The following is a 26,091-nucleotide window of genomic DNA, read 5'->3' as shown; positions in this document are numbered from 1 at the left end:
CCTTCATGGCGAAGGTTCGTCGGCTCACGCCCCAGCAGCCCGAGATGTTCCGCGCCCGCGTGGTGCGGACCGAGCGGGTCACCCCGTCCATGCAGCGCGTCACGGTCACCGGACCGGGACTCGGCGACTTCCCGTGGATGGGGTACGACCACTGGTTCCGCCTCTTCCTCCAACTCCCCCACCAACGCACCCTCCGCCTACCGGAGTTCACCGGCGCCCAGTGGTGGCAGCCGTACCTGGCCATCCCCGAGGCCGAACGGCCGCACTGCGCCAACTACTCCGTGGCCGACTTCCGCCGCGAGAGCGCGGAGATGGACATCGACTTCGTCGTCCACCGCGGGCCCACGGGTGAGATCGAGGGCCGGGCCGCGATCTGGGCCTGCGCCGCCCGGCCCGGCGACGCGCTCGCCGTGCTCGACCAGGGGATCCTCTTCGACTGCCCGGGGGACGCCTCCGAGGTCACCATCGCGGCCGACGAGACCGGCCTCCCGGCCACCGCGGGCATCCTGCGCTCCCTCCCCGGCGACGCGGTGGGCCGGCTCATCCAGGAGATCCCCACCGCGGCCGACCGGCGCGAGCTGGACGCCCCGCCCGGCGTGACCGTCACCTGGGTCGTGCGCGAGGACGGCGCCTCCGTCCCCGGCGTCGCCGCCCTGGGCGCACTGCGCCGGGTCACCCGCGCCGAGGCCACGGGGTACGCCTTCGTCGTCGGCGAGTCGACGCTGGCCACCGAGGGACGCAGGCACCTGCACCGCCTCGGCCTGCCGAAGGAACGCATCACGTTCTCGGGCTTCTGGAAGCACGAGAAGGCGCGGGCCGCGGCCTGAGGCGGTTCAGGACTGGGCGTCCTTGACCCGCTGGTAGTGGCGCCGGGCCTTCATGCGGTTCCCGCACTCGGCCATGGAGCACCAGCGGGCGCTGTTGGGCTTGCTCCGGTCCAGCAGGAAGAGCCGGCACTCGGGATTCCCGCACGGCTTGAGCCGCCCCGGCTTCGCCTCGTCAAGATGCGCCCAGGCCAGCACGGACTCCACCGCGAGACGCCGAGCCTCGCTCACCTGGAGGGACCACTCCAGCCTTCCGTCCCTGATGTCGGGCTTGCTGCCGACCCCCTCCAGGAACTCCCGCAGGGACTCCGGCGCGCGCTCACCCCGGACGACACCCTGAAGCACGTCCCGCGCCTCGGCGAGGAAGGCGATCTCCTCGCGCGTCCCGGTCCCGCCGTGGTCGCGCACCCAGGCGCGGGCCTCGTCGGGCGCACCCAGGGCGTCGTGCACGGCACCCTCCACGACGGGCGTCGTGTTGAGCAGCTCCAGGAGCCTCTCCTCGGCCGCCCTGTCGATCATCACATCCACCGTCTAACCCCTCTTCGCGGACTGACAGGTTACAGCCGCCCACAGATTCTAACCCCTTATACGCGCTTGACAGGTTAGACCCGGAGTGGTCCACTGAAGCTAACCACTTAAAGCCATCAAAGGGGTTACGATGAATACCACCGTCCATCACCGCACCGCCACCATCGACGGCCTGGACGTCTTCTACCGCGAGGCCGGGGACCCGCAGTCGCCCGCCGTCGTGCTGCTCCACGGCTTCCCGACCAGCTCCCGGATGTTCCGGAACCTGATCCCGAAGCTCGCGGACGGCTACCACGTCATCGCTCCGGACATGATCGGCTTCGGGCACTCGGCCATGCCCCGAGTCGACGAGTTCGACTACAGCTTCGACTCCCTCACCGACGTGACCGTCGGGCTGCTGGACCACCTCGGCGTCGACCGGTTCGCGGTGTACGTGCAGGACTACGGGGCGCCCGTCGCCTGGCGGATCGCCACCCGGTCACCGCGGCGCATCTCCGCGATCATCACGCAGAACGGCAACGCGTACACCGACGGTTTCGTCAAGACGTTCTGGGACGGACTGTTCGCCTACACCGACCACCCGACCCCCGAGACCGAGGCCCCGGTCCGTGCGGCACTGTCACTCGAGATGATCCGGTGGCAGTACGTGAACGGGGTGACGGACCCGACCGTCGTCAGCCCGGACAACTGGACCGTCGACCAGGCCCTGCTCGACCGACCGGGCAACGACGACATCCAGCTCACGCTGTTCCGCGACTATCCGACCAACGTCACCCTCTACCCCCGGCTCCAGCAGTACTTCCGCGACTCCCAGGTGCCGCTGCTGGCCGTCTGGGGCGCGAACGACGAGATCTTCGGACCCGACGGAGCCCGCGCCTTCCAGCGCGATCTGCCGGACGCCGAGATCCACCTCCTCGACACCGGGCACTTCGCCCTGGAGAGCCATCTGGAGGAGATCACCGGCCACATCCGCGACTTCCTCACCCGCGTCACCCGCGTCACCCGCTGACCGGCGCCCGCCGCGCCAGGACCTCACGAGTGGCCGGCCGGGCGCCCCATGACGTAGGGCGCCAGGATGTCGGCCACCGTGCGGTTGCGCGGGACCGGGATGCCGAGACGGTCGGCGAGGTCCGCCACTCCCCCGCTGAGCCAGGGCAGTTCCAGGCGGTTGCCCTGCTCCAGGTCGTGGTGCATGGAGGAGGTCATGTCCGCGGGAAGCGTGTCGCAGAAGTCGAGCCGGTCGTCGGCGAACCCGCTGTCCAGCCGCACGCCGGACGCCTGGGCCACGGCCACCGTCTCGGCCATCACCTCGCGCAGCAGGCGGCGGCTCTCCTCGTGGGCCCGCACGACCCCGATGGGCCGGCGGACGGCCGCCGTGGTCGCCGACAGGCCGACCAGGAAGACGAACTTCTCCCAGACGACCCGCTCGATGTCGTCGCTCGTCTCCGCGTCGATCCCGGCGTCGCGGAACGTGGCGAGTACGGCGTCGCTGATCGCCTCCTGACCGTCGTGGTAGGGGCCGAGCACGATCCTCTGCAACGTGCCGTTGTGGACCACGACCCCGGGCTCCTGGATGAACGCGGAGATGAAGCAGACACCGCCCAGGACCTGTTCGTCCGTCAGCCGGCCACGGAGGATGTCGTCCTTGTGCACCCCGTTCTGGAGGGACAGCACCGGCGCCATGTGCGCCGCCGACGACCGCAGTTGTTCGGCGACGTCCTCGGTGTCCCAGAGCTTGACGGCGACCAGGACCACGTCGACGGGGCCGAGTTCGGAGATGCTCGCGACCACCGAGGCGGGCGCCGCCCGGAACTCGCCCAGCGGACTGCGCACGACCAGTCCCGACCGGCGTATCGCTTCGAGGTGGGCGCCGCGGGCCACGAAGGTCACCTCGTTCCCGGCGGCGGCCAGCCGCGCTCCGAAGTACCCACCGACGCCGCCTGCCCCGATCACCGCGATGCGCATGAATCCGCCCCACTCCCCTTGGTAACCATTCGAACGGTTACTATCAAACCATGGACGGTGAGCAGCGGGACACGCCGCGTCGCAGGGTCACCGCGCGCCTCCGGGAGCTGCGTTTCGACGCGGGAGCCCTCTCCCTGAACCTCGTGGCGACAGTGGGCCGCAGGCCCGGCGTCCCGGTCGAGCGGATGGGGGACGCGGCACACCTCGACGCCTGGTGCCGCGGCGTGGGAGTGGTGCCGGCGGACGGACAGGATCCGGAGGAGATGCTGCGCTCGCTGCACGCCCTGCGCGCGGCGGCGTACGACATCGCCTCCTCCGCGCTCGACGGCCACCGGCCCCGGCCCGGGTCGGTGGACCTGGTCAATCGACTGGCCCGGACCGAACCGCCGGTGCCGCGACTGGAACCGGCGGCCGACGGCGGCTGGGCCCCGAAGGGCGGCCGGGCGCTCACCCGGGAAGCACTGCTGTCGTTGGTCGCCCGGGACCTGATCGACCTCGTGACGGACGAGGCCCGAAGCTCCCGCCTCACCGCATGCGCTTCCGAGGCGTGCCGGATGCTGTTCCTCGACTCCGGCGGCGGCAGGCCGCGCAAGTGGTGCTCCATGCGGCGCTGCGGCAACCAGGCCAAGGCGGCCGGCCACCGGTCGAGGACCGACGGTCCCCGGTGAGCCCTCCGCTAAGACTTCGCTATGACTGCACGAAAGCCAGGAGGTCGGGGTTGACGACCTCCGCGTGGGTCGAGTGCATGCCGTGCGGGAATCCCTCGTACGACTTGAGGGTGCCGTGCTTGAGGAGTTCGGCGGACAGCGGCCCCGCGTCGGCGTAGGGCACGACCTGGTCGTCCGTGCCGTGCGCGACGAGGACGGGGACGTCGATCCGCTCGAGGTCCTCGGTGAAGTCGGTCTCGGAGAACGCCTTGATGCACTCGTAGTGGGCGTTGGCCGCGCCCCTCATCCCCTGGCGCCACCAGTTGTCGATGAGGCCCTGCGACACCTTCGCGCCCTCCCGGTTGAAGCCGTAGAAGGGCCCGGACGGCACCTCGATGTAGAACTGCGCGCGATTGGCGGCGAGGGCGGCGCGGAACTCGTCGAAGACCTCGATCGGCGTGCCGCCGGGATTGGACTCGGACTTGACCATGATCGGGGGCACGGCGCTGAGGAGTACGGCCTTCGCGACCCGGCCCGGCTTGGCACGCGCCACGTAGTGCGCGACCTCGCCGCCGCCGGTCGAATGCCCGATGTGCACGGCGTCCTTCAGGTCGAGCGCGTCGGTCACGGCCGCCACGTCGGCGGCGTAGGTGTCCATGTCGTGGCCGGTCGACGGCTGGCTGGAACGCCCGTGACCGCGCCGGTCGTGGGCGATCACGCGGTAGCCGTGCGAGAGGAAGAACAACATCTGGTTGTCCCAGTCGTCCCCGCTGAGCGGCCAGCCGTGGTGGAACACGATCGGCTGCGCGTCGCGCGGGCCCCAGTCCTTGTAGAAGATGGTCGTGCCGTCCGAGGTGGTGACCGTGCCCATTGCTGATCCTTCCGCGTCCCGGGCAGGAGAGAGTGCTGGACCCTGGCCGGGGCCGGAGGCCGTGGCCGAGTCCGTCTCCGCAACCCTACGTCGATGTCGGACATGCCACATTTTCACCCGTAATGATGAGCCGACATTCGTACAAGACTCGCGACCGGCGCCGACCGCACCATCGCAGGCATGAAGGAGAACGGCACCCACCTCTCGCACGGCCTGCACGTGGTGCGCGACGGCCTCCCGCAGGCGCCGCCACTGCTGCTCGTCCACGGCACCGGAGCCTCGGGCGCGTCCTGGGGCCCCGTCATTCCCGCACTCGCCGCCCGCCATCACGTCGTCCGGGTCGACCTCCCGGGCTGCGGCCAGTCCCCGCCCGCCCAGTCGTACGACGTGCCCGCGCAGGCGGATCGCGTCGCGGCGCTCCTCGACGACCTGGGGCTTCGCTCCGTGACCGTGGCCGGGCACTCCAGCGGCGGCTACGTCGCGACGGCGCTCGCCGAGCGGCGCCCCGATCTCGTGGGGGCCGTCGCGCTGGTCAGTACCGGTCCGGACATGGACGCGTTCCGCACGCAGCCCCTGGTCCTCCGCCTGCTGCTGGGCCCGCCGTTCGGCCCTCTCCTGTGGTCGCGCCGCACGGACGCGATGATCCGCAAGGGGATCGGCGCGACGGCCGCCCGCCCCGTGGACGTCCCGGACGAGATGATCGGCGATCTGCGGAACACCTCGTACCGGGCGTTCCGGACGTTGTCGCGCCGGAACATCGCCTACCTCACCGAGCGCACCGTGCCCGAGCGCCTCGCGGCGCTCCGCCTCCCGGTGCTGGCGGTCTTCGGCGACGCCGACCCCCGTTGGGAACCGTCGTCGGCGCACCGGTACGGCACGTTGCCGGACACACGGGTCGAGATGCTGCCGGGGGTGGGGCACCTTCCCCCGCTCGAAGCGCCCGGGGCGACCGCCGAACTGCTGCTGCGTTTCGCGGCGAGGTCCGCAGGCACTCCGCCCGTCGCCCACTGAGACCTAGACTGGTCCCGTGATGCCGTCAGCCGCGCCACCCGACTGGACGAGCGTGGACATCGCCGTCCCGCTCCCGTCGGTCCGGCTGCCGGGCATCAGCATGGCCGGCTTTCGGCAGCCCGTCCCCTCCTTCACGGACATCGCGATGGTCGCGCACCCGTGCGTCACCCTGCTCATCGACCTGAGCGAGGGCGAGGGCATCCAGTACGGCGCCCACGGCCGGCACGGTCACGGCAGCTTCGTCGCCGGTCTCCTACCGGGCGAGCTGCGGGTGTCGGGACGAGTGGGCGAGTGCCTCCAGATCCGGCTGGAGCCTGCCGTGGCGACCGCTGTGCTGGGCTGGTCGACCGACCTCAGCGGGCGGGTCGAGTCCTTCGCGGACGTCTGGGGCCGGGACGCGGAACGGGTAGAGGAGGAACTGCGCGCCGCGGGGTCGTGGGACGAACGGTTCGCCGTCGCGGCGGGAATGCTGTACCGCCGGATGGCTCACCGGCGTCCGGTCGACCCGGAGGTCGCCCACACCTGGCGGCGGACGCTCACCGGCCGGGGGCGCGTACGGGTCGACGGCCTGGCCGGCGAGGTCGGTTGGAGCCGCAAGCACCTGTCGGCGCGTTTCACGGCCCAACTCGGCATCACGCCCAAGCGGGCCGCACGTCTCGTCCGCTTCGACCACGCCGCCCACCTCCTCGCGGCGGGCCGCGCCCCGGCCGCCGCGGCCGCGGAGAGCGGCTACGCCGACCAGCCTCACCTACACCGCGAGGTGCGGGCGTTCACCGGTCTCACCCCCACCGCCCTGGCCGCCGCACCGTGGCTGGCGATCGACGACGTCGCCTGGCCCGGCTCGTCACCGCGCCGGTCCGCCCCGCGTGCGGGTGTCACACGGCGTTGACCGGGTGCCGCACGACCGCGTCGAAGAGGTAGCCCTGCGTGTTGTGGACGGTCGCGTCGGGCTGGGTCCGGCCCGCGCTGTCCGTCGCCCGCGCCAGCAAGGTGTACGGGCCCGGCGTCGCCGGGCGCCAGCGGGTGGACCAGCGGACCCAGCCGTCGCGCCGGGGCGCGTCGTGGAGCCGGGCCCTGTTCCAGGTGCCGCCTCCGTCGGTGCTGACGTCCACGCGGACGACTCCGCCCGCGCCGGACCAGGAGCGGCCGGTGAGCCGGTGGGTGACCCCGGTCGCCAGGTTCGCCCGCGCGTCCAGCTCCCAGGCGCTCTTGACCGTCTGCCGGGTGAGCGGCGCGGTCCCCCCGTCCGGGTACGCGTCGCCGAACAGGCGGTAGAAGTCGGTGTTCCAGGGCGAGTACAGCGGCTCGGCGGAGACCTCGATGTCGCCGACCCACTTGATGGACGCGATGCCGATCCAGGACGGGACGAGGACGCGCACGGGGTGTCCGTGGTCGGGCGGCAGTGGTTCGCCGTTCATCTCGTAGGCGAGCAGGACGTCGTCGAGCGCCTTGGACAGCGGGAGCGGGCGTCGGACCCGCCCGAGGTCGGCGCCGTCGGCGGTGACGTAGTCGGCGTCGAGGCCGCGCGGCATCACGTCCACGGCCCGGCGGCTCAGCCCCGCGCGCCTCAGGACGTCGGCCAGGCGGACCCCGCGCCAGCGGGCGACACCGATGGCGCCGAGGGTCCAGGACGTCCCGCTGACGGTCTGGCCCTGCTGACCGGTGAAGAGGCTGCGCCCGTTGCCCGCGCACTCCACGAACGCGCTGTGGGTGACGGACGGCAGTCTCCTCAGGTCGGCCAGGGAGAAGTCGACGGTGCGGTCGCGGGTGAGGCCGTCGCCGTGGACGGTGAGGGCCCAGTCGGCCGCCGAAAGGACGGGGGTCGAGGTGTGGTTGCGGACGAAGAAGCGGTCGTTGGGCGTGTGGTAGCCGGTCCCCGCGAGTGCGGCGAACCGTGTCTCGGCGTTCGTGCCGCGGACGGTGAACAGGTCCTCGGGCAGGGGCTTGACGATGCCGGGAGCCGTTGCCGCGCGGGCGGGTGTGCCCAGGGCCACGGGTGCGGCACCGGTGACTCCGGCAGCGGCGAGGAGCCGGAGCATGTCACGCCGGGAGACACCGTCGGCCCGGGCCTCGCCGGCCAGCCACTGGCGCAGTCTGCGGCGGTCGTAGGCGGATTCGTGGGTACGCATGACGGCCTGCCTTTCGCAGGGAGGGCGCGGGCGGTCCCCGCGCGGAGAGAAGAAGGTGCCCGCCCGCGAGGCGGGCGGGGAGACGGCCGTACCGGTCCCGTGGACGCGGCGGCGAACCAGCCCCGTCCCGGGGGAACTACGCGGTGAGGATCAACAACAGCCGTGGAGCACGAGCACGCGGAACCGCGGGGCGGCGAGGCGGCGTGAGCTGCGGATCATGGCGACATCGTACGGAAGGGAAGCACTCGTGGGCGCCGGTATCGGGAAGTCGCGGGAAAACAACGCCGACTTCGCTTCTCGTCCGGCGCCTCCTCGGCGACGTAACGTCCGGCCGTATGGAATCCTCCTCCGCCCCTTCCCGGCCCCGGGCGCGTGACCTCGGTGTCGTCATCGGGTCCGGCGCCCCCGGGCCCCGCAACGCCATCACCGACGTGCCGGGCGTCCGCGTCGGGCACACCACCGTGCGGCGGCCGCCCGACATCCACAGCGGAGTCACCGCCGTCGTGCCCGACCTGGTCGGACCCCGGTCCCCGCTGCCGGCCGGGGTGTTCAGCGGCAACGGCTACGGCAAGCTCATCGGCACCACCCAGCTCACCGAACTGGGCGCGCTGGAGACCCCGGTCCTGCTCACCTCCACCCTGTCGGCCTTCCGGGTGGCGGACGCGCTGGCCGGCTGGATGCTGCGGCGGCCCGGATGCGAGGAGGTGCGCAGTCTCAACCCCGTGGTGGGCGAGTGCAACGACGGCTTCCTGTCCGACATCCGGGCACGTCCCGTCCACGAGGAACATGTGCGCGCCGCCCTGGACAGCGCCGCGGGCGGGTCCGTGGCCGAGGGGTGCGTCGGCGCCGGAACCGGCACCGTGGCGCTGGGTTTCAAGGCGGGCGTCGGCACCGCCTCGCGCACTCCGGAAGCGGGAGACCGGCACCGCACGGTGGGCGTCCTCGTGCAGGCGAACTTCGGCGGCACGCTCCGGGTACTCGGCCGGACCCTCACCCCACGGTCCCTGGGCGTCGTCGGGGCGGACAGTGCGGGGCCGGTCGCGGACGCGGGTTCCTGCATGATCGTGGTGGCCACCGACGCGCCGCTCGACGCCCGGCAGCTCACCCGGGTCGCCCGGCGCGCGGTGTTCGCGCTGGCACGCACCGGCGCGGCGTACAGCCACGGCAGCGGTGACTACGCCGTCGCCTTCGCCACCCGCCCGGGCGGCGGCGCCCCGGTGGCCGACGCCGACCTGAACCCGCTGTTCGAGGCGGTGCTCGACGCCGTCGAGGAGGCGGTGCTCAACTCCCTGCTGGCAGCGACCACGACCACCGGCCTCGACGGCCGAACGGCCCCCGCGCTCCCGGCGGAGTCCCTGGTCCGCGCCCTCTCCGCTCCTCCGGCGCACGGCCCTTACGACGGTCGAGGTTGATAGGCAAGTCGATACTTGCCTATGGTGGGGTCATGACGCAGGATGTGTTCAAGGCACTGGCCGACCCCACCCGTCGACGCATCCTCGACGAACTGGCGGAACGGGACGGCCAGAGCCTGTTCGAGATATGCGCCCGCCTGACCACCAAGCACGGCCTCGGCCTGTCCCGGCAGGCGGTCAGCCAGCATCTGGCCGTGCTGGAAGCGGCGGGCCTGGTCATCCCGAGGCGTGAGGGCCGCTACAAGTTCCACGACCTCGACACCGAACCCCTGGAGCGCATCGTGACCCGATGGCTCAGACCCGACGCACCGGAGAGCAGCCCATGAAAATCCACCTCACCAGCGTGTTCGTAGACGACCAGGAGAACGCCCTGCGCTTCTACACCGATGTTCTGGGCTTCGTGAAGAAGCACGACGTCCCCATGGGCACGGACCGGTGGCTGACCGTGGTCTCACCGGAGGCCCCCGACGGCACCGAGCTTCTGCTGGAGCCCTCCGGTCACCCCGCGGTGCGGCCCTACAAGGAGGCGCTGGCCCACGACGGCATCCCGGCCGCCTCCTTCGCCGTGGACGACGTGCCGGCGGAGTTCGACCGGCTGCGCGGGCTCGGGGTGCGCTTCACCCAGGAGCCGCTGGAGATGGGGGCCATCACCACCGCGGTGCTGGACGACACCTGCGGCAACCTGATCCAGATCATGCACAACAAGTAGCGGAGCGGCTCACGTCCCCGGTGGGCGGAACTGGGGGCCGTAGTTGCCCCCGCCGTCCGGAAGGGCGGTCTCCATCAGCCTCAGCGCGGGTGCTTCCATCGCGCCCATGCCGCGGACGGCCGAGCGCAGGGTGCGCGGGTCGCCGTCGGTCCACGCCGCGTCCAGGGTGCTCAGGACCTTGGCGTAGGTGGTGTCGAACTGGTCGAGCAGGCCCTGGACCGCGGTGGACGCGCCGGACCAGCCGCCCGCCGGGACGCGGGCCATGGGGCGTGTGGCGGGGAAGGGGACGGGGGCGCCGGTGAACTGCCAGCCGTCCTCCGTCTCGCGCAGCTGCCGCCCGTGGTAGATCTCGCCGAAGGCGTAGTAGTGGGCGGGGTGGTCGTCGCCGAAGGCGACCGCCGGGGAACTGGCGGTGCCCTCGCCCTGCTCCTTGATGATCTCGATCGAGCGCTCGACGCCGTCGAGGTCGGTCACGGGTTCCATGACGTCGTTGCCGATGCGCTCGGAGAGCTGCCCCCGTGCCGTCAGTTCGGGCGCCGCCGCCTTGAACGCGCCCAGCAGGGCGTCGTAGAAGTCACCGATGCTGGGCGCGTCCTCCACGTGCCGGGCGAGCGGCACGTCGGGGGCCTCGATCGCCATCATCACGTCGTGCACGTAGGGGCGGGTGAGGCCGGACAGGTAGACGTTCACCTCGGCGCGCACCCCGCCGGGGAGCGGTCCGGGATAGGCGAGCGCCGCCTCCGCGATGCGTGGCCGGCCGCCGACGGCCACCAGCAGGTTGCAGACCACGCCCATGTGGTACATCTCGTCGGCGAGGATGCGCCGGATCAGCCGTGCCGCCTGGCTCGAACGGTCCTCGATGGACCACCAGCCGCACAAGTAGGGCGGGATGGTGGCGAGTTCGAGCGCGACGGCCACCTGCAGGGACTCCTTGAGCCACTCGACGTCGCGGCCGTCCTTGGGGACGGCGAGCAGCGCCGCCACGGACGGGCAGGGGCCCGTGGTGGCCGGGCAGCCGGCCACCGGGACGGGAGCGGCCACCGCGACCGGAGTGGCCGCCGTCACGGGGACGGCGGCCGTCAGAGCGGCCGACGCCATGAAGGTCCTCCGCCCGAACGGGGCCCGTGCCCCCGACGATTCCGCGCGCACATCTGTCACCCGCTGCTCCCTCGCATGTGAACCGCGCCTCGGACCGAGGCGTCCGGTTTCCTCCGACGGCTGGCGAAACTAGCAGCGCGGACGCCGTTTGCCCGGCGCGCGCCGCCGAGTGCGGCATCCCCCACCCGGTCGGCCGTATCGGTGGCGTGCCCGGCCAGGGCGGGGACCCCCGGTGGGCTCGGGGTCAGGAACCGGTGGTCGCGTCGGCCGGTTCCGGCCCGTCCGCCGGGGCGGGGCCGGGGTGTCGCGGGCCCCGGGCGAGGACGTGGAGGAAGAGAACCGCCATGACGGCGACGCCCGCCCACATGGCCTGTTGCCAGCCGTCGACGAACGACTCCCGGGCCGCGTCCGCCAGCGACCGCGTGTGCGGCCCCGCCCGGTGCGCGGCGTCGAGCGCGTTGGCGACCCCTTCGCGCGCGGTGTCCGCGGTCGCGCCGGGGACGCCGTCGAGCCGGGCGTCGATGGCGTTGCGGTAGCCGGCGGAGAGCAGTGCCCCGAGGAGGGCGACGCCGAGCGCGGTGCCGAACTCGCGGGTGACGTCGTTGAGCGCGGACGCGACGCCCTGGTGCTCGCGCGGGAGGGCGCCGGTGATGGCCTCCGTGGAGGGTGTCATCGCGAGGCCCATGCCGACGCCCATGGCGAGCATGCCGGGCAGGACGGACAGGTAGCCGCCGTCGACGGAGACGACGCCGGCCATCAGCGCCAGCCCGGCACCCGCCAGGAGGATTCCGGAGGCCATGGCCGCCCGCGGCCCGACCCTCGCGGCCAGCCGGGGAGCGAGTCCTGAGGCCGCCATCATCAGTACGGCCATCGGCATCAGCGCCAGGGTGGACAGCAGACCCGACCAGCCGAGACGGCCTGCTCCCGCACAGCATCGGCGCCGAGGGCGGGCCCTGCGAGATCCTCGGCATCTTCGACCGAGACGCCCGACGCGGCCACCAGCCCGGCGAGACGGAGCCTCCCGCACGGTGATCGTGGACCCCACGCAACACTCTTGACACGCTCACGTCGACCGCTTGTATGGTCTAGTCCAACAGAACTCGCCGCTCCGTTTGCGGAGTTGACCCCTGCCCGGGGCCACACTCCCCGCGAGGACGGCGAGCGCGCGTCACCTTCGCGCCTCTTGGCCCCACCCACGAGAGGCCGTACTCGGCGTGCGCGGTCACCCCCACATACGACCGCGCGTCGCCCTGGAACGGCCTGATGTGAAGGAGTTCCGCATGCACGCACGTAGGAAGACCGCTGCGCTGATCGGCGCGGCCCTCGCTCCCGTCGTCGCCGTCAGCCTCCCCGCCTCCTCGGCGAGCGCACACGGCTACATCTCCGATCCGCCCAGCCGCCAGGCCCAGTGTGCCGCCGGCACGGTGTCCTGCGGTGACATCAAGTACGAGCCGCAGAGCGTCGAAGGGCCCAAGGGCCTGACCAGTTGCAGCGGCGGCAACAGCCGCTTCTCGGAGCTGGACGACGACAGCAAGGGCTGGGCCGTCACCCCGGTGTCGAAGAACACCACGTTCTCCTGGAAGCTCACCGCGCAGCACAACACCAGCACCTGGGAGTACTACGTCGGCGGGCAGCGGATCGCACTGTTCGACGACGGCGGCGCCAAGCCGGGCGCGGTGGTGAACCACCAGGTCGACTTCGGCGGCCTCTCCGGCCAGCAGAAGGTGCTCGCCGTGTGGAACGTCGCCGACACGTCCAACGCGTTCTACGCCTGCATCGACGTCAACGTCGGCGGCTGACGGACCGGTTGGAGCAGTCCGGGAGCGGTCGCACTCCCCCGGGAGCCGCGACCGCTCCCCTCCTCCCGCCCCTCCGCGCCGTTCCCCCCACCGAGCAGGAGTCGATAACCGTGCAGCACCGCAAACTCGCACTGCTGGCCGCCACCGGCGCGGCCGCCGCCCTGTGCAGCCTGACCCTGGCGCCGTCGGCCCTCGCCCAGAAGTCCGACGCCCCCACGTCCGACGCACGGGCCGCCGCCGAATTCGTGGTCAGCGAGGCCCAGTTCAACCAGATGTTCCCGAACAGGAACTCCTTCTACACCTACAGCGGACTCACCGCCGCGCTCAGCGCCTACCCGGGCTTCACCAACACGGGCAGTGACACGGTGAGGAAGCAGGAGGCCGCCGCCTTCCTCGCCAACGTCAGCCACGAGACCGGCGGGTTGCAGTACGTGGTCGAGCAGAACGAGGCCAACTACCCCCACTACTGCGACGCCAACCAGCCGTACGGCTGCCCGGCCGGCACCGACAAGTACTACGGACGCGGTCCCGTCCAGCTCAGCTGGAACTTCAACTACAAGGCCGCCGGGGACGCCCTGGGCATCGACCTGCTCAACAACCCCGACCTGGTGCAGAACGACGCGGCCGTGGCCTGGAAGACCGGCCTCTGGTACTGGAACACGCAGAGCGGGCCCGGAACCATGACACCGCACGACGCCATGGTCAACGGCGCGGGATTCGGCGAGACCATCCGCGCCATCAACGGCAGCCTGGAGTGCGACGGGGGCAACCCCGGTCAGGTCCAGAGCCGGATCGACAACTACCAGCGCTTCGCGCAGGCCCTCGGCGTCGAACCCGGCAGCAACCTCAGCTGCTAGCCGACGCCACCGACCCCTCGCGATCACCGGCACCGCCGATCGCGAGGGGTCCCGCGCGTCGGCATGAAGCGCACGCACACTCGGGACAGCCCCGCGCCGACGGCGGCCTCCTCCTCAAGCGGCCTGCGGATAGTCGGGCAGCACCAACGACGAGTGCGCCGCGCGCCCTTCAGCAGCACTCATCGTCGCCAGCGCCCTCGACGCCGCCTCCGGATCGCGCACCAAGTTGTTGCGAGCCTCCAGTTGCTCGCGCGTCGTGGGCGTGACCATCGTGCCGCCGGTCGTGGCCAGTGCCTGGTTGCGCTCGGCGAACGGCCGCATCCTGCGCTCGTAGGCCGCGAAGGCCTCGGTGTGGTCCGCGTGCGCGGCCAGCTCGCCGGCCAGGACGTACGCGCCGACCAGTGCGACGCTCGACCCCTGACCGGACATGAACGAGGTGGCGTGCGCGGCGTCACCGGCCAGCACGACCCGCCCGTGGGACCAGGTGCGCATGTGGATCTGGCTCACGATGTCGAAGAACAGGTCGTCGGCCCCGCGCATCGCCTCCACCAGACGCGGCAGGTGCCAGACCTGCTCGGTGAAGCGTGCCGCCACCAGGTCCCGCTGGGCCTCGGGGTCGCGGAACGCCTCGAAGGGCGGGGTGTCACGGACGAAGGTGAGGAAGCCGTGCACCCGGTCGGACGGCTCGTAGGCGTACAGGACCGCACCGCGCCCCGGGGCGTTCCAGAGTTCGGACTCGTGCGCGAGGCCGAACTCGTTGGGCAGGGTGAAGCCCGCGGAGACGTGCCCGAGGTAGCGGTGGAAGGGCTCCTCGGGGCCGAAGACCAGCCGACGGGTGTTCGAGTGCAGTCCGTCCGCACCGACCACGAGGTCGAAGGTGCGGCGCGCGCCGCTGTCGAGGACGACGTGCACCGCGTCGCCGGCGTCGTCCAGCGTCGCGATCGAGTCGCCGAAGAGGAACTCGACCCGGTCCCGCAGCGGGGCGTAGAGCGCGTCGGCCAGGTCACCGCGCCGGACTTCGAGGTCGAGGCCGGCCTCTCCGCCGGTCACCTGCTCGGGCTGCAACGAGCCGACCCTCTCCCCCGCCGGGTCCACGAAGGTGATGCGCTCGCTGTTGACGTGCGCCTCGCGCAGCCGCGGCAGCAGGCCCATGCGGTCCGCGACCTCGCGGGCGGTGCCGCGTACGTCGATCGCGTACCCGCCTCCGCGTACGGCGGCGGCCTTCTCGACGACGGTCACCTCGAAGCCGTACCGGTCGAGCCAGTACGCGAGCGCCGGGCCCGCGATACTGGCTCCGGAGATCAGTACGCGACGAGCGGGACGGGACGTGTGGTTCATGGCTTCTCACCTTTCCGCCGGGGTCTGCCCCGGGACGAAGGAGGTACGCGCCGCACGGGCAGAAAAGATACGTACCTCAGGTATCTTTATGGAGGCCATACGGCACCCCTTCAGGCACCGGCCAGTCCCCACGATATAGATACCTAACTCAGGTATGCAAATGGAGATGTCATGACCCCCGACTCCGCCGGGCCGCCCTCGCCCGAGGACACGCACGCGGACCTGCTCGCCGTGCTGCCCCGGCTCACCCAGCTCAGCGCCGCCTTCACCAAGGGACGGCTCGCCGATCGCGCCACCGAGGCGGCCGGCCTGGCCCTGGACCGCCCCGCCATGGGCGTGCTGCTGGCCCTCCGCACGGCCGACGGGCCGCTGCGGATCGGCGAGATCGCCGACCGGATGCAGGTGGTGGGCCCGCACGTCACCCGTCAGGTCCAGGCCCTGGAGAAACGCGGCCTCGTACGACGGGTCGCCGACCCGCACGACCGCCGCGCGAGCCTCATCGAGCCGACCGAGCCCGGCACGGATGCGGCCAACCGGTACGTGACCTCGCTGCTGAGCTGGTTCGCCGAGGCGCTGGCCGACTGGCCGCGTCAGGACCGCGAGGACCTGACCCGCCTCCTCACCCGGCTCGTCGACGACGTGACGGCACGACTGGCCCGGTTCGACGCGGAGGAGGGCGAGGCCGGCTGACCGACGACGCCCGGGGCGAGCACCTCTAACCGGAGAGGGTGGCGCGCAGCCGCCACAGGTCGCGGAGGACCGCGATCTCCGACATGTGGTGGATGAATTCGAGGTTGGCGCCCGCCACCACGCCGATGTAGGGGTCGTCCGGGTCGGAACCGTACGGGTACTGCGAGAAGCCGACCGTGTCGAGTTGCTCGTCGGTGACGGTGGCGACGTCGGCGCGCCAGCGGTCGATCAGCGACCAGAAGCGGGCGAGCGCCACGTCGGCGGACGGTGAGAAGTCGACCAGTTGCCTCGGGTCCTGCCGGCGTTCGCCGAAGGTCCACTCCCACTGGCCCGCGAAGCAGGAGTGCAGGTGTCCGAGCCGCCAGGCGAGGGTGGTGAACGGCGCCTCGTCCGGGGGCGGTTCACCGGTGTGGGCGAGCACCTGCTCGACGCGCTCGACGCTCACGCTCCAGTCCACGGCGATCTTGGCCACCGACATGCCGCCGGCGGCCTGCCGCGCCACCTCGGCGTACTCGTTGGCCGGGATGTCCGGGGCACCCTTGTCCAGCACCCACTCGCCCGCCCCGTACGCCCGGGGCGTCGCCGCCTCGGACCTGCGCCGGATCGACCAGCAGCCGCGCACCGGCTCCCACAGGTACTCCTCGTCGCCGAGCCCCGCCAGCCGCACCTGGGCCATCTCCCTGGCCTGGTCGAACTGGTCGAGCAGCAACCCCAACCGGTCGGTGCGCGCACCCTCGGTCTCCATGTCCGGCTCCCCTCGTGGTACCCCGCACCCTCACGGCGTCCAGGCGGAGGCTAACGAGTCGCCACCCGGGGCGCGACCGGATTTCGGCGCCCTCGGCGGCCCACGGAGGCCCGTGGAGTCCCACGGGACGATGACTGTCACATCCCTTGAAGCGGCCCACTGGGCGTGCATAGGATCGTGAAGACAGGGATTGAAACGATTCAAGCACCCAACTCCCCTTGAGCCGAAGGTGGATCGTCATGACCCAGGGCTGGAACCGCAGAGTCTTCCTGCGCGGCACCGCGGCGACCGCGGGAGCCGGAGTCACCGCGCTCTCCACCGGCGGCCTCGCGGCGGCGGCCGGAGACGGGACGGACCAGGGGCGGCAGGACGACGACCCCGGACTGCGCGTCGTCCGCACCACCGTCGAGTACGCCGAGAACCTGCTCGGCACCGACGTCGAACGCCCCCGCCTGTCCTGGGAACTGGCCGCCCCCGGCCGGGGCGCCCGGCAGAGCGCGTACCACATCCGGGTCACCCGGGACTCCGGTGGACGCGACCCGCGAGCGCGCACGGTCTGGGACTCGGGCAAGGTCGCCTCCGACCGCGGCGTCGGCGTCCCCTACGGCGGGCCCGCGATGCTCCCCCGTACCCGCTACCACTGGCAGGTCCGTGTCTGGGACGCCGCGGGGCGCCGCTCGCGATGGAGCGAGAGCCGCTGGTGGGAGACGTCGCTGCCCGAGGACGGGCGGCGGGCGCGCTGGATCGGCGCACAGGAGCCGCCCGCGCCGCCCTCGCTCGAAGGCGCCTCGTGGATCTGGTCTCCGGGCGCGACCTCCTCGGACGCCCCGGAGGGTGCCCGCCGGTTCCGTGCCACGCTCGACCTGCCGGAAGGGTCGGTGGTGAAGCGGGCCGTGGTCACCGCCACGGCCGACGACGACTTCACCCTCTACCTGCAGGGCCGCGAGGTGCTGCACGCCTCCGTGCAGACCGACGGCTGGCGCACCGGCCGTACGGCGGACGTCACGGAGCTGACACGCTCCGCCGGGAACGGGATCGTCGTCGCCGCGCTGGCCACCAACCGGCCGGGGGCCAGCGTGAACCCGGGCGGGCTCCTCGTCCGGCTGGTCGTGGAGACCGAGGACGGGCGTACGCACGAACTCGGCTCCGGAGACGGCTGGCGGACCACCGAGGAGGCCCAAGAGGGCTGGGAGCGGCCCGAGTTCGACGACGCCGGCTGGGAGCGGGCCGCCGTTCTCGCCTCCTACGGCCAGGGGCCCTGGGGAAGCGGCGTCACCGTCAGTACGCCCGAGCAGCCCGCCCCGCTGCTGCGCCGCTCCTTCGCCGTGCGCGGGCGGGTGGCCCGCGCCCGCCTGCACATCAGCGGACTCGCCTACTACGAGGCGGAGATCAACGGCCGCCGCGTCGGCGACCAGGTCCTCGACCCCGGGTTCACCGACTACGAGGAGACCGTGCTCTACGCCGTCCACGACGTGACGGAGCTGCTCCGGCGCGGCGAGAACGTGATCGGCGTCGCGCTGGGGCGCGGCTTCTACGGCATGACGACCCCGAACGTCTGGAACTGGCACCGCGCTCCCTGGCACGGTGAGCCCCGGCTGCTCGCGCAGTTGGAGATCGACCATCCGGACGGGACCCGCACCACCGTCGCCTCCGACGGCGAGTGGCGCATCAGCGAGGGGCCGACCCTGTCCAACTCCCTCTACGCCGGGGAGACGTACGACGCCCGGCGGGCGCCGGCCGGCTGGACCCGGCCCGGGTTCGACGACTCGGGGTGGCGGCGCGCCGGTGTGCGGGAGGCTCCGGGCGGCACCCTGCGCGCGCAGCCGCACGATCCGATCGAGATCATCGACACCGTGCGCCCGGACGCCATCAGCGAACCGCGCCCCGGGGTGTACCTGGTCGACATGGGGCGCACGATGGCCGGCTGGACCCGGCTGACGGTGCGCGGCGCCGCCGAGGGCGCGGTGATCCGGCTGGTCCATGGCGAGAAGCTCAAGGACGACGGCAGCGTGCACGCCGAGACCGGGCACGTTCCCGGACGCTTCCAGACCGACGAGTACGTGAGCGCGGGCCGGGACGTGGAGGTGTGGGAGCCCGGCTTCTCCTACAAGGGCTTCCGCTATGTCGAGGTGCACGGCCTGCCCGCCCGGCCGGACCCGGGGGACGTGCTGGGGCGCCTGGTGCACTCCCGCGTCGACGAGGTCGGCTCCTTCTCGTGTTCCGAGCCGTTCTACGAGTGGCTGGACCGGGCCATGCGGCGCACCGTGCTGAACAACCTGCACGGCATACCCACCGACACCCCGATGTTCGAGAAGAACGGCTGGACCGGGGACGCCCAGCTCGGCACGCCCGTCATGACGTACGCCTTCGGGATGCAGCGCTTCCTGTCGAAGTGGCTGGGCGATCTCGCGGACAGCCAGACCGGCGAGGGACAGCTGCCGGTGATCGTGCCGAGCGGGGGCTGGGGCTACGGGGACCTCGGGCCCTCCCCGGAGTGGACGACCGTGTACCCCTTCGTGGTGCGGGAGTTGTACCGGGTGTACGGGGACGATCGGGCGGCCCGGGACCACTGGACGGCCCTGACCCGCTACCTGGACTGGGAACTGGCCCGGCTGCGGGACGGCCTGGCCGTCACCGCGCTCGGCGACTACCTGGCACCCGGGTACGGCGGCAACCCGCCCGAGGACACCCGGCTCACCGCCACGGCCTACCTGTACCGGGCGCTGCTGCACACCGCCGAGCTGGGCGAGGAGCTGTCCGGTCTCCCGGGAGACAACGATGTCCCCGCCCGGTACCGGGCCGCCGCCGCGGCGCTTAGGGACGCGTTCAACGAGGCGTTCCTCGGGCCGGAGGGGCACTACCGCACGGACAAGGACCCGGGGTACCGGCAGACCTCCAACGCGATCCCGCTGGCCTTCGGGATGGTCCCGCCGGGCGCCCGGGCCACGGTCCTGGAGAGCCTGGTGGCCGACATCGAGGAGCGCGGGGGCCACCTCAACACCGGGGCCCTGGGTACCAGCGTGCTGCTGCGGGTGCTGTGCGCCCACGGCCGTGCGGACGTCGCGCACACCGTGGCCACCCGGCGCACCTACCCGAGCTGGGGGTACTGGCACGACCACGGCGCCGACACCATGTGGGAGATGTGGCCGCTGGACTCCCGCTCCCGCGACCACTACTTCCAGGGCACCGTCGCCCAGTGGCTGTACGAGAACGTGGCCGGGCTGCGGCCGGGCGACGCGGGGTACCGCACGTTCAGCGTGCGGCCCGACGCCCGTACGGGCGTGGACTGGGCGCGTACCTCGATCCGTACCGTGCGCGGGGAGGCGGCCGTGGCCTGGTCGGCGGTCGAGGGCAGGCTCCGGCTGACGGTGCGGGTGCCCGTGGGGTCGGAGGCGGAGGTGCACGTCCCGGTGGCCGAGGGGGTGCGCGCGTCGGCGCCCGGCGGGGCGGAGTTCCTGCGGTCCGTGCCCGGCTTCGACATCCATCGCGTCGGGCACGGCACCTGGGAGTTCACGGGGACGGCGTGACCCCGGCCGCGGTCGGACGGCCGTCGATGTAGGTGGCCACCACCTCGATGTCGCCGATGCGCGAGGTGTCGACGCGCCTCGGGTCGTCGCCGAGCACGGCCAGGTCGGCGCGCTTGCCCGGGGTGAGGCTGCCCAGGTCGTCCTCCCAGTGGCAGGCGTGGGCGCCGGCGACCGTGTAGGCGTGCAGGGCCTCGTCGACGGTGATGCCCTCAGCGGGGCCGATCCGCCGGCCCGACAGGGAGGCGCGTTCGACCATGAACTGGACGGCGCGCAGCGGGGATCCGTCGGTGACGGGGCGGTCGGAGCTGCCCACCAGCGGGATGCCGTGGTCCAGGAACGCCCTGCCCCGGTAGAGCCACGGGGCGCGTTCCGCACCCATGATCGCGGCGTAGTCGTCGCCGAAGTAGCGCAGGAAGTTGGGCTGGACGACCGCGGTGACGCCGAGCCGGGCGAAGCACGGGAGCTGGTCGGGGCGGATCAGTCCGGCGTGCTCGACGCGGTGCCGGGCGCCCGGCCGCGGGCGGAGGGTCTGCGCCCGTTCCAGCGCGTCCAGGGCGACGTCGGCCGCGCGGTCGCCGATCGCGTGGACGGCGAGCTGCCAGCCGGCGAGGTGTCCGTCGACGATCGTGTCGGCGAGCACGTCGGGATCGTCCTGCAACTGGCCCGCGTGGTCGAGCCCTTCGTACGGACTGCTGAGCGCGGCGGTCCTGGCCATCATGCCGCCGTCGGTGAACACCTTCAGCGCGCCCACGGAGAGCCGGCAGTCGCCGAAGCCGGTGCGCAGTCCGAGGTCGAGGGCCCGGGGAATGCCGTCGGTCTCGTGGGCGTCGACGGGGTGCAGCCGGTCCGCCGACACCATGAGCTGCACCCGCAGCGGCAGCAGGCCCCGGTCCCGGGCGAGTTGATAGGCGCCCAGCTCGACCGGGCTGTGGCCCAGGAGGGTGCCGCCGATGCCCGCTTCGGCGCAGGCGGTGACGCCCTCGGTGAGGCAGGTGCGGGCGGCGCGTCCGATCGCCTCGGCCAGCTCGTCCTGGGCGTGCGGCAGGCGCAGGGCGCGGGCGGCGCCCATCGCGCCCTCGGCGAGGAAGCCGTTGTCGTGCGGGGTGCCGGCGGGGAGCAGGTCGAGAACGGCGGAGTTGACGGCGCAGCCGTGCCCGGAGTCGTGCATCACGTAGAGCTTGTGTCCGTGGCTGACCCGGTCCAGTTCGGCGGCGGTCAGGTGACGGCCGAGGGCCCGCTGGTCGTAGCCGGCGATGCTCACCCAGGAGCCGGGAGCGCCCTTGCGGGTGACGGCCTCCTCGACCACCGCGAGGGCGTCCTCGATCCGCGTGAGCCCGGCGATGCTCGGGGTGCTCTGCTTGAACCCGGTCCAGGCGAGGTGCACATGGGCGTCGATGAAACCCGGCAGTACGGTGGCGCCCTGGAGGTCGACGACTTCGCGGGCGGGCAGGGAGGTCACGGCCTCGCCCAGGCCGACGATCCGGCCCCGCCAGATGCCCAGATCGTGGGCGACGGGGTGGTCCGGGTCCATGGTGAGGAAGCGCGCGTTCGTCAGTCTGGTGCAGAGCATCGGGGGTCGGAACCTCCTGAGGCGTTAGGTTAGGCTCGCCTAATGGATGGCGAGCTTAGCCGTCCCATTTTCCGCTCCACAAGGAGACGTTCATGAGGCTGGTGGGGGAAGAGACCTTCGCCGCGTACGGGCTCTCCGGCGCGCCCGGCACCGACGCCTTCTGGGCCGGAGCGCGGACTCCCCCGTCGATGGCCGACGGCGACGGCTGGACGACCCTGTTCCTGCGGCGCGGCGGGGAGGCGGCGAGCATCGGCTTCGAGAGCTGGTCGGACCCGGTGCCGTTGCGCAGGTGGGGGGTCACGGACTGCTGGTACGCCGAGGTCCGCATGCCGGCGCGGCTGCGCGTGACGTACCAGTTCCTCGTGGGCGACGAGGCGTACGCGGACCCGTGCAATCCGGTGGGCGCGGGCGGCGAGCGGTCCATCGCCGCGACGCCGGACGCCCCGCCCCAGCCGCACTGGCCCGTGGTCGGCGCCGACGACGTCCTGCCCCTCCCCCGCACCCGGCTGCGCTGGACCAGCGAACGCCTCGGTGGGCGGCGCACCGTTCGGGTCCATGAGGTGGGCGGGGGCGGGCCGGTGGTCCTGCTGCTCGACGGGGACGACTGGCTGTATCTGCATCCGGCGGCGGCCGCGTTCGACTCGGCGGTCACGAGCGGCGAGATGCCGCCGGTCACGCTGGTGTTCCTGCCGGCCAAGGACCGGCAGGCCGAGTTCGGGTGCCGGCCCGCGCTGTGGGAGGCGGTCCGGGACGAACTGCTGCCCCTGGTGGCGGAGAGCGCCGTGCACGCCGACCCGGACCGGCTGGTGGTCGCGGGCCAGAGCCTCGGCGGACTGAGCGCGCTGTACGCCGCGCTGGAGTTCCCGGACCTGGTGTCCCGGGTGGCCTGCCAGTCGCCGTCGTTCTGGTGGACGCCGGACGCCGCGCACCTGCCGGACCCGCTGGGCGGCCCGGTCGGCGGCACCGTCGCGGCGCGCCTGCGCAGCGGTCCGAACCTGTCCGGTCTCCGGATCGCGTTCGACGTGGGGGAACACGAGACGCGGATGCTCCCCCACTGCGCCCTGGTGGAGACCTTGACCGAACAGGCCGGTGCGACGGTGCTCGTCTCCCGCTCGGCCTCGGACCACGACCGCGCGGGCTGGCGGCACGCCCTGCTCCGGGACGTGGCCTGGGCGCTCGCCTAGGACCGGCCGACGGTCGAGAGGTCGAGCGCGCGGTCGGCGTCGCGCGGGCGGAGGACGCGCATGATGCCCTCCAGCAGGTAGTAGTCGGCGTAGGGGAGGGATATCTCGACGCCGTCCTCGGCCGGCCGGTTGCGCGTGCAGCGGGCGACCACCGCCTCCGCCCGCGTCGACCGCCGCGTGAGACAGGTCCGGGCCAGCGCGGTGAGCAGCCGCAGGGCCGTCTCGCGGTACTCCCGCCTGCCGGTGGCCGCGGCGAGGTCGAGCAGACCGCAGGCCATGACCGCACCGGCCGAGGCGTCCTTGACGTCGTACGGCTGCTGCGGCGCCCGGTAGTCCCACACGGGGACGTGGTCCTCGGTCAGGGCGCCCGTCGCGAAGTCGGCCAGGCCGCGGGCGGTGGTCAGGAAGGCGCGGTCGCCGGTCCTGCGGTACATCGTGGTGAAGCCGTAGATGCCCCAGGCCTGGCCGCGCGCCCAGCACGACGTGGGGCTGTACCCCTGCACGGTGCCGGGGCCGACGGGCGCGCCGCTGTCCGGGTCGAAGTCGTAGACGTGCGGGGTGGATCCGTCGGGGCGGGGGAAGACCCGCTGCGTGGTCCTGGCGTGCTCGGTGGCGATGTCCAGGTACTTCCCGTCCCCCGTCTCCCGGCTCGCGAAGGCCAGCAGGTCGAGGTTCATCATGGTGTCGATGATGACCCGGCCCGCGTTGCCGGGGTCGGAGAGCGCGCCCCACGCGCGGATGAAGCGGCCACGCGGGTTGTACCGCTGGATGAGGGAGTCGGCCGCCCTGACCGCACCGTCCTTCCAGGCGGCGTCGCCCGTCAGGCGCCAGGCCGTGACCCACGACGGGTAGAACAGGAAGCCCAGATCGTGGGTGGAGGTGTCGTACCGGCGCGGTGCGAGTCCCCGCGCCGAGTCGAGGGCCAGGGTGCGGAAGTCCTCGTCGCCGCTGTGGAGATACGCCATCCAGAGCGTCCCGGGCCAGAACCCGCCCACCCAGTCGCCGTTCTTGGAGTAGACCCACTTCTCGAACTTCGTCCCCACCGGGAAGTCGCTCACCCCCGGCGCGACGACGCGGAGCTTCGCGACGGCGTAGTCCGCCGCGTCCCGCAGGACGCGGTCGGTGGCCGGCGCGGGCGCCCCGGTGTCGACGGCGGCCGCGGTCTGCTGTGACAGGGCGTGAACGCCCACGACGCCGGTTGCCGAGGCCAGCACGGCTCGACGGGAAACACTCATGGGTGGTCGTCCTCCAACTGGGCGACAGGACCTGGGAGTTGTCCGAGCGTGGCACACGGCACCATGGGTGTACACCCTTGGGTGTCGTTCCTGTACGTGAACGGAAGTGATCACTCAGGGATCCTGCGGGCGGTCTTTCCGACTCGACATCGACGTGCCATGCTCCCCGGAACTCCACCGCGCACGTGATTCACATACATGTCTGACGGAGCAACGGAGAAGGGGCGGGTATGTCTCACGACAAGAGCCGCGGCAGCGCGGACGGTTGCGCCGGTCCGGTCACCAGACGGGGTCTGCTCGGCGGTGCCGTGGTCATGGCCACCGGTGCCGTGGCCGGGGCACCGGCGGCCCTCGCCGCGGCTGGGGCGCCGCCCGGGGTGGTGCCGCCCCTGTGGCGTGAGTTCGCCCGGTCTCCCTTCACGCACCCCCAGATCCCTTTCGTCGGCCGGGCCGGCTGTCTCGGCGGGGCCGCACGGCTCCCCCGGCGCCCCGTGGTGGCCGACGTCCGCGACTTCGGTGCGGTGGCGGACGGCAGGACCGACTGCGCCCCCGCGATCAATCGCGCCCTCGCCGTCGCCGGGCGGGCCGGCGGCGGCACCGTCACCCTGCCGCCCGGCACCCTCCGCATCGACGGCCTGATCCGCGTCGGCCACTCGAACGTCGTGCTGCGCGGTGCCGGAAGCGACCGGACGACGCTGCGCGCCACCAAGCACCTCACCGAACTCGTCGGCGCCTACGGGTCCCGGTACGGCGGCGACAAGTCCTCCTGGTCCTGGGCGGGCGGCCTGATCTGGCTGGCCCCCGAGGCCCGCTGGAACTCCCTCGCCGACGCCATCAGGGCGAAGGAGTGGCCGTTCGAGGGCTGGACCGGCAACCGGCGCGACGAGTGGCGCACGCTGACCACCGTCACCCCCGCCCGACGGGGGTCCTGGACGGTCCGGGTGAGCGACCCCTCACGGCTCCGTCCCGGCGACCTCGTCCTGCTGCGCCTCGCCGACGACGCGGACCACACCCTGCTCGCGCACATGGCGGGCGGCGGCCCGGGCGCCGAGTCCTACTCCTGGGGCGACAAGACGAAGCTGACGTCGTACGTGCCCTACGAGTGGCCGGTCCGCCTGACGGACGTACGCGGCCGGCGGGTCACCCTGGAGCGCCCGCTGCCGCTCGACCTCCGCCCCGAGTGGGATCCCCGGCTGACGACCCACGTAGGGGAGTTGACCGGCGCGGGGGTCGAAGGGCTGACCCTGGAGGCCCCTGACGTTCCCCAGCAGCCGCACCTGCTGGACCCCGGGTACAACGGCGTCGTGCTCCAGTGCGCCTACGACTGCCGGGTGGACGACGTGACCGTGCGCCACGTCGACAACGGGTTCGGACTGGTCGCCGCCTCGGCCTGCACCCTGAGCCGCACTAAGGTGGCCGGGCGCGGTTCCCACCACCCGTACTTCTGCCGCGAGGGGTCCCACGACAACCTGATCGAGGACTTCACCGTCGAGGAACGCACCACGCCCGCCCCCGCCGCCACCCAGTTGCACGGCATCAACGTGGAGGGGCTCTCCTCGCACAACGTCTGGTCACGCGGTGTGATGGAGATGGGCACCTTCGACAGTCACCGCGGCATGCCCTTCGCGAACGTGCGCACCGACATCACCGTGGACAACAACGGCCGGCACGGCGGCGACGCGAGCGCGGGCCCACTCTTCGGGGCCCGTTTCGCCCACTGGAACATCAGGGTGACGAACGGCCGGGCCGGTCTGATGAGGATCGACGGTCTGGCTCCCTGGTCCGCCACCGTCGGGATCAACGAGGTGCGCGAGTTCGACCAGATCGACGTCCCCGACTTCGCCGGGGACCTGCACGCGCGTCTGGAGTTGTACGGCACGCCCGACGCCGTACGCCCGCGGAACCTGTACGAGGCTCAGCGCTGGCTGGAGCAGTAGGCCCCCGGACACGCG

23 protein-coding genes and 2 pseudogenes are annotated in these 26,091 nt (G+C 72.4%); 15 read left to right on the top strand and 10 right to left on the bottom strand.

Annotated features, from left to right (window positions below; translation table 11 throughout):
- The first annotated feature begins 5 nt into the window (after positions 1-5).
- A complete protein-coding gene (locus ACFC1X_RS15255; protein WP_376353308.1) occupies positions 6-827 on the top strand; it encodes a siderophore-interacting protein in 822 nt (273 codons plus the stop codon).
- 6 nt (positions 828-833) lie between these two features.
- Here the strand turns inward: ACFC1X_RS15255 and ACFC1X_RS15250 are convergent, their stop codons facing one another.
- Positions 834-1,343 (bottom strand): CGNR zinc finger domain-containing protein, encoded by a 510-nt coding sequence (locus ACFC1X_RS15250; RefSeq protein ID WP_376353305.1) that lies wholly within the window; start codon positions 1,341-1,343, stop codon positions 834-836.
- Between the two features lie 139 nt (positions 1,344-1,482).
- Here ACFC1X_RS15250 and ACFC1X_RS15245 point away from each other — a divergent pair, with 139 nt between their 5' ends.
- On the top strand, positions 1,483-2,361 hold the full coding sequence (locus tag ACFC1X_RS15245) for an alpha/beta fold hydrolase (RefSeq protein WP_376353302.1): 879 nt from the start codon (positions 1,483-1,485) through the stop codon (positions 2,359-2,361).
- 23 nt (positions 2,362-2,384) lie between these two features.
- On the opposite strand, the gene ACFC1X_RS15240 is transcribed toward ACFC1X_RS15245, so the two are convergent.
- On the bottom strand, positions 2,385-3,317 hold the full coding sequence (locus ACFC1X_RS15240) for a ketopantoate reductase family protein (RefSeq protein WP_376353299.1): 933 nt from the start codon (positions 3,315-3,317) through the stop codon (positions 2,385-2,387).
- A gap of 50 nt (positions 3,318-3,367) precedes the next feature.
- Between ACFC1X_RS15240 and ACFC1X_RS15235 the strand changes: the two genes are divergently transcribed.
- Positions 3,368-3,985 (top strand): CGNR zinc finger domain-containing protein, encoded by a 618-nt coding sequence (locus tag ACFC1X_RS15235; RefSeq protein ID WP_376353296.1) that lies wholly within the window; start codon positions 3,368-3,370, stop codon positions 3,983-3,985.
- 19 nt (positions 3,986-4,004) lie between these two features.
- Here the strand turns inward: ACFC1X_RS15235 and ACFC1X_RS15230 are convergent, their stop codons facing one another.
- Complete coding sequence (locus ACFC1X_RS15230) at positions 4,005-4,835, bottom strand: alpha/beta fold hydrolase (protein ID WP_376353293.1); 831 nt, start codon at positions 4,833-4,835, stop codon at positions 4,005-4,007.
- Positions 4,836-5,015: 180 nt separating this feature from the next.
- On the opposite strand from ACFC1X_RS15230, the gene ACFC1X_RS15225 reads away from it, so the two are divergent.
- Both ACFC1X_RS15225 and ACFC1X_RS15220 read left to right on the top strand, forming a co-directional pair.
- A complete protein-coding gene (locus tag ACFC1X_RS15225; protein WP_376353290.1) occupies positions 5,016-5,846 on the top strand; it encodes an alpha/beta fold hydrolase in 831 nt (276 codons plus the stop codon).
- A gap of 19 nt (positions 5,847-5,865) precedes the next feature.
- Positions 5,866-6,735, top strand: a complete 870-nt coding sequence (locus tag ACFC1X_RS15220) for a helix-turn-helix domain-containing protein (RefSeq protein ID WP_376353782.1) — start codon at positions 5,866-5,868, stop codon at positions 6,733-6,735.
- Here the strand turns inward: ACFC1X_RS15220 and ACFC1X_RS15215 are convergent.
- Complete coding sequence (locus ACFC1X_RS15215; protein ID WP_376353288.1) at positions 6,722-7,975, bottom strand: sulfite oxidase; 1,254 nt, start codon at positions 7,973-7,975, stop codon at positions 6,722-6,724. The two genes, ACFC1X_RS15220 and ACFC1X_RS15215, sit on opposite strands and share 14 nt — an antisense overlap.
- Before the next feature lie 335 nt (positions 7,976-8,310).
- Between ACFC1X_RS15215 and ACFC1X_RS15210 the strand changes: the two genes are divergently transcribed.
- Genes ACFC1X_RS15210 through ACFC1X_RS15200 form a run of 3 tightly spaced genes read left to right on the top strand, consistent with a single transcriptional unit; the run spans position 8,311 to position 10,096 of the window.
- Positions 8,311-9,387: a P1 family peptidase gene (locus ACFC1X_RS15210; RefSeq protein ID WP_376353285.1), complete on the top strand. Its 1,077-nt coding sequence runs from the start codon at positions 8,311-8,313 to the stop codon at positions 9,385-9,387.
- A gap of 32 nt (positions 9,388-9,419) precedes the next feature.
- Complete coding sequence (locus ACFC1X_RS15205) at positions 9,420-9,713, top strand: ArsR/SmtB family transcription factor (protein WP_376353282.1); 294 nt, start codon at positions 9,420-9,422, stop codon at positions 9,711-9,713.
- Positions 9,710-10,096: a VOC family protein gene (locus tag ACFC1X_RS15200; protein WP_376353780.1), complete on the top strand. Its 387-nt coding sequence runs from the start codon at positions 9,710-9,712 to the stop codon at positions 10,094-10,096. Before ACFC1X_RS15205 ends, ACFC1X_RS15200 begins: the two co-directional genes overlap by 4 nt.
- 9 nt (positions 10,097-10,105) lie before the next feature.
- On the opposite strand, the gene ACFC1X_RS15195 is transcribed toward ACFC1X_RS15200, so the two are convergent.
- Both ACFC1X_RS15195 and ACFC1X_RS15190 read right to left on the bottom strand, forming a co-directional pair.
- Positions 10,106-11,194 (bottom strand): ferritin-like protein, encoded by a 1,089-nt coding sequence (locus ACFC1X_RS15195; protein ID WP_376353279.1) that lies wholly within the window; start codon positions 11,192-11,194, stop codon positions 10,106-10,108.
- A gap of 244 nt (positions 11,195-11,438) precedes the next feature.
- Positions 11,439-12,107: pseudogene (locus tag ACFC1X_RS15190) on the bottom strand (MFS transporter); the annotation flags it as partial.
- 5 nt (positions 12,108-12,112) lie between these two features.
- Between ACFC1X_RS15190 and ACFC1X_RS15185 the strand changes: the two are divergent.
- From ACFC1X_RS15185 to ACFC1X_RS15175, 3 genes and pseudogenes are all read left to right on the top strand, one after another.
- Positions 12,113-12,226 (top strand): annotated as a pseudogene (locus ACFC1X_RS15185) (transcriptional regulator); the annotation flags it as partial.
- A 248-nt stretch (positions 12,227-12,474) separates the two neighbouring features.
- Entirely contained in the window at positions 12,475-12,993 is a 519-nt protein-coding gene (locus ACFC1X_RS15180; protein ID WP_376353276.1) for a lytic polysaccharide monooxygenase auxiliary activity family 9 protein, read from the top strand.
- Positions 12,994-13,103: 110 nt separating this feature from the next.
- Positions 13,104-13,850, top strand: a complete 747-nt coding sequence (locus tag ACFC1X_RS15175; RefSeq protein ID WP_376353273.1) for a chitinase — start codon at positions 13,104-13,106, stop codon at positions 13,848-13,850.
- Positions 13,851-13,964: 114 nt separating this feature from the next.
- Here ACFC1X_RS15175 and ACFC1X_RS15170 read toward each other — a convergent pair whose 3' ends face one another.
- On the bottom strand, positions 13,965-15,188 hold the full coding sequence (locus tag ACFC1X_RS15170) for an FAD-dependent monooxygenase (RefSeq protein ID WP_376353271.1): 1,224 nt from the start codon (positions 15,186-15,188) through the stop codon (positions 13,965-13,967).
- 171 nt (positions 15,189-15,359) lie between these two features.
- On the opposite strand from ACFC1X_RS15170, the gene ACFC1X_RS15165 reads away from it, so the two are divergent.
- On the top strand, positions 15,360-15,878 hold the full coding sequence (locus ACFC1X_RS15165; protein WP_376353268.1) for a MarR family winged helix-turn-helix transcriptional regulator: 519 nt from the start codon (positions 15,360-15,362) through the stop codon (positions 15,876-15,878).
- A 25-nt stretch (positions 15,879-15,903) separates the two neighbouring features.
- On the opposite strand, the gene ACFC1X_RS15160 is transcribed toward ACFC1X_RS15165, so the two are convergent.
- Complete coding sequence (locus ACFC1X_RS15160) at positions 15,904-16,623, bottom strand: DinB family protein (protein ID WP_376353266.1); 720 nt, start codon at positions 16,621-16,623, stop codon at positions 15,904-15,906.
- A gap of 239 nt (positions 16,624-16,862) precedes the next feature.
- On the opposite strand from ACFC1X_RS15160, the gene ACFC1X_RS15155 reads away from it, so the two are divergent.
- Positions 16,863-20,150, top strand: a complete 3,288-nt coding sequence (locus tag ACFC1X_RS15155) for a family 78 glycoside hydrolase catalytic domain (protein ID WP_376353264.1) — start codon at positions 16,863-16,865, stop codon at positions 20,148-20,150.
- On the opposite strand, the gene ACFC1X_RS15150 is transcribed toward ACFC1X_RS15155, so the two are convergent.
- A complete protein-coding gene (locus ACFC1X_RS15150) occupies positions 20,134-21,720 on the bottom strand; it encodes an amidohydrolase (protein ID WP_376353261.1) in 1,587 nt (528 codons plus the stop codon). The genes ACFC1X_RS15155 and ACFC1X_RS15150 overlap by 17 nt on opposite strands.
- 92 nt (positions 21,721-21,812) lie before the next feature.
- Here ACFC1X_RS15150 and ACFC1X_RS15145 point away from each other — a divergent pair, with 92 nt between their 5' ends.
- Positions 21,813-22,904 carry an alpha/beta hydrolase-fold protein gene (locus ACFC1X_RS15145; RefSeq protein WP_376353258.1) on the top strand — a complete coding sequence of 364 codons (1,092 nt, stop codon included), beginning with the start codon at positions 21,813-21,815 and terminating at the stop codon, positions 22,902-22,904.
- Here ACFC1X_RS15145 and ACFC1X_RS15140 read toward each other — a convergent pair.
- On the bottom strand, positions 22,901-24,139 hold the full coding sequence (locus ACFC1X_RS15140; protein ID WP_376353256.1) for a glucuronyl hydrolase: 1,239 nt from the start codon (positions 24,137-24,139) through the stop codon (positions 22,901-22,903). The two genes, ACFC1X_RS15145 and ACFC1X_RS15140, sit on opposite strands and share 4 nt — an antisense overlap.
- Before the next feature lie 230 nt (positions 24,140-24,369).
- On the opposite strand from ACFC1X_RS15140, the gene ACFC1X_RS15135 reads away from it, so the two are divergent.
- Complete coding sequence (locus ACFC1X_RS15135; protein ID WP_376353253.1) at positions 24,370-26,076, top strand: glycosyl hydrolase family 28-related protein; 1,707 nt, start codon at positions 24,370-24,372, stop codon at positions 26,074-26,076.
- Positions 26,077-26,091: the final 15 nt, after the last annotated feature.

It is taken from the genome of Streptomyces sp. NPDC056128 (genome assembly GCF_042263835.1).
Classification (GTDB): domain Bacteria; phylum Actinomycetota; class Actinomycetes; order Streptomycetales; family Streptomycetaceae; genus Streptomyces.
Note: the sequence above shows the minus strand (reverse complement) of the source record. Positions and strands in the feature narration are given on the sequence as shown.

Bases quoted from the DNA above. Each gene is read 5' to 3' on its own strand.
- ACFC1X_RS15255 (WP_376353308.1), top strand. From the start codon at position 6: ATGGCGAAGGTTCGTCGGCTCACGCCCCAGCAGCCCGAGATGTTCCGC.
- ACFC1X_RS15250 (WP_376353305.1), bottom strand. From the start codon at position 1,343: ATGATCGACAGGGCGGCCGAGGAGAGGCTCCTGGAGCTGCTCAACACG.
- ACFC1X_RS15245 (WP_376353302.1), top strand. From the start codon at position 1,483: ATGAATACCACCGTCCATCACCGCACCGCCACCATCGACGGCCTGGAC.
- ACFC1X_RS15240 (WP_376353299.1), bottom strand. From the start codon at position 3,317: ATGCGCATCGCGGTGATCGGGGCAGGCGGCGTCGGTGGGTACTTCGGA.
- ACFC1X_RS15235 (WP_376353296.1), top strand. From the start codon at position 3,368: ATGGACGGTGAGCAGCGGGACACGCCGCGTCGCAGGGTCACCGCGCGC.
- ACFC1X_RS15230 (WP_376353293.1), bottom strand. From the start codon at position 4,835: ATGGGCACGGTCACCACCTCGGACGGCACGACCATCTTCTACAAGGAC.
- ACFC1X_RS15225 (WP_376353290.1), top strand. From the start codon at position 5,016: ATGAAGGAGAACGGCACCCACCTCTCGCACGGCCTGCACGTGGTGCGC.
- ACFC1X_RS15220 (WP_376353782.1), top strand. From the start codon at position 5,866: ATGCCGTCAGCCGCGCCACCCGACTGGACGAGCGTGGACATCGCCGTC.
- ACFC1X_RS15215 (WP_376353288.1), bottom strand. From the start codon at position 7,975: ATGCGTACCCACGAATCCGCCTACGACCGCCGCAGACTGCGCCAGTGG.
- ACFC1X_RS15210 (WP_376353285.1), top strand. From the start codon at position 8,311: ATGGAATCCTCCTCCGCCCCTTCCCGGCCCCGGGCGCGTGACCTCGGT.
- ACFC1X_RS15205 (WP_376353282.1), top strand. From the start codon at position 9,420: ATGACGCAGGATGTGTTCAAGGCACTGGCCGACCCCACCCGTCGACGC.
- ACFC1X_RS15200 (WP_376353780.1), top strand. From the start codon at position 9,710: ATGAAAATCCACCTCACCAGCGTGTTCGTAGACGACCAGGAGAACGCC.
- ACFC1X_RS15195 (WP_376353279.1), bottom strand. From the start codon at position 11,194: ATGGCGTCGGCCGCTCTGACGGCCGCCGTCCCCGTGACGGCGGCCACT.
- ACFC1X_RS15180 (WP_376353276.1), top strand. From the start codon at position 12,475: ATGCACGCACGTAGGAAGACCGCTGCGCTGATCGGCGCGGCCCTCGCT.
- ACFC1X_RS15170 (WP_376353271.1), bottom strand. From the start codon at position 15,188: ATGAACCACACGTCCCGTCCCGCTCGTCGCGTACTGATCTCCGGAGCC.
- ACFC1X_RS15165 (WP_376353268.1), top strand. From the start codon at position 15,360: ATGACCCCCGACTCCGCCGGGCCGCCCTCGCCCGAGGACACGCACGCG.
- ACFC1X_RS15160 (WP_376353266.1), bottom strand. From the start codon at position 16,623: ATGGAGACCGAGGGTGCGCGCACCGACCGGTTGGGGTTGCTGCTCGAC.
- ACFC1X_RS15155 (WP_376353264.1), top strand. From the start codon at position 16,863: ATGACCCAGGGCTGGAACCGCAGAGTCTTCCTGCGCGGCACCGCGGCG.
- ACFC1X_RS15150 (WP_376353261.1), bottom strand. From the start codon at position 21,720: ATGCTCTGCACCAGACTGACGAACGCGCGCTTCCTCACCATGGACCCG.
- ACFC1X_RS15145 (WP_376353258.1), top strand. From the start codon at position 21,813: ATGAGGCTGGTGGGGGAAGAGACCTTCGCCGCGTACGGGCTCTCCGGC.
- ACFC1X_RS15140 (WP_376353256.1), bottom strand. From the start codon at position 24,139: ATGAGTGTTTCCCGTCGAGCCGTGCTGGCCTCGGCAACCGGCGTCGTG.
- ACFC1X_RS15135 (WP_376353253.1), top strand. From the start codon at position 24,370: ATGTCTCACGACAAGAGCCGCGGCAGCGCGGACGGTTGCGCCGGTCCG.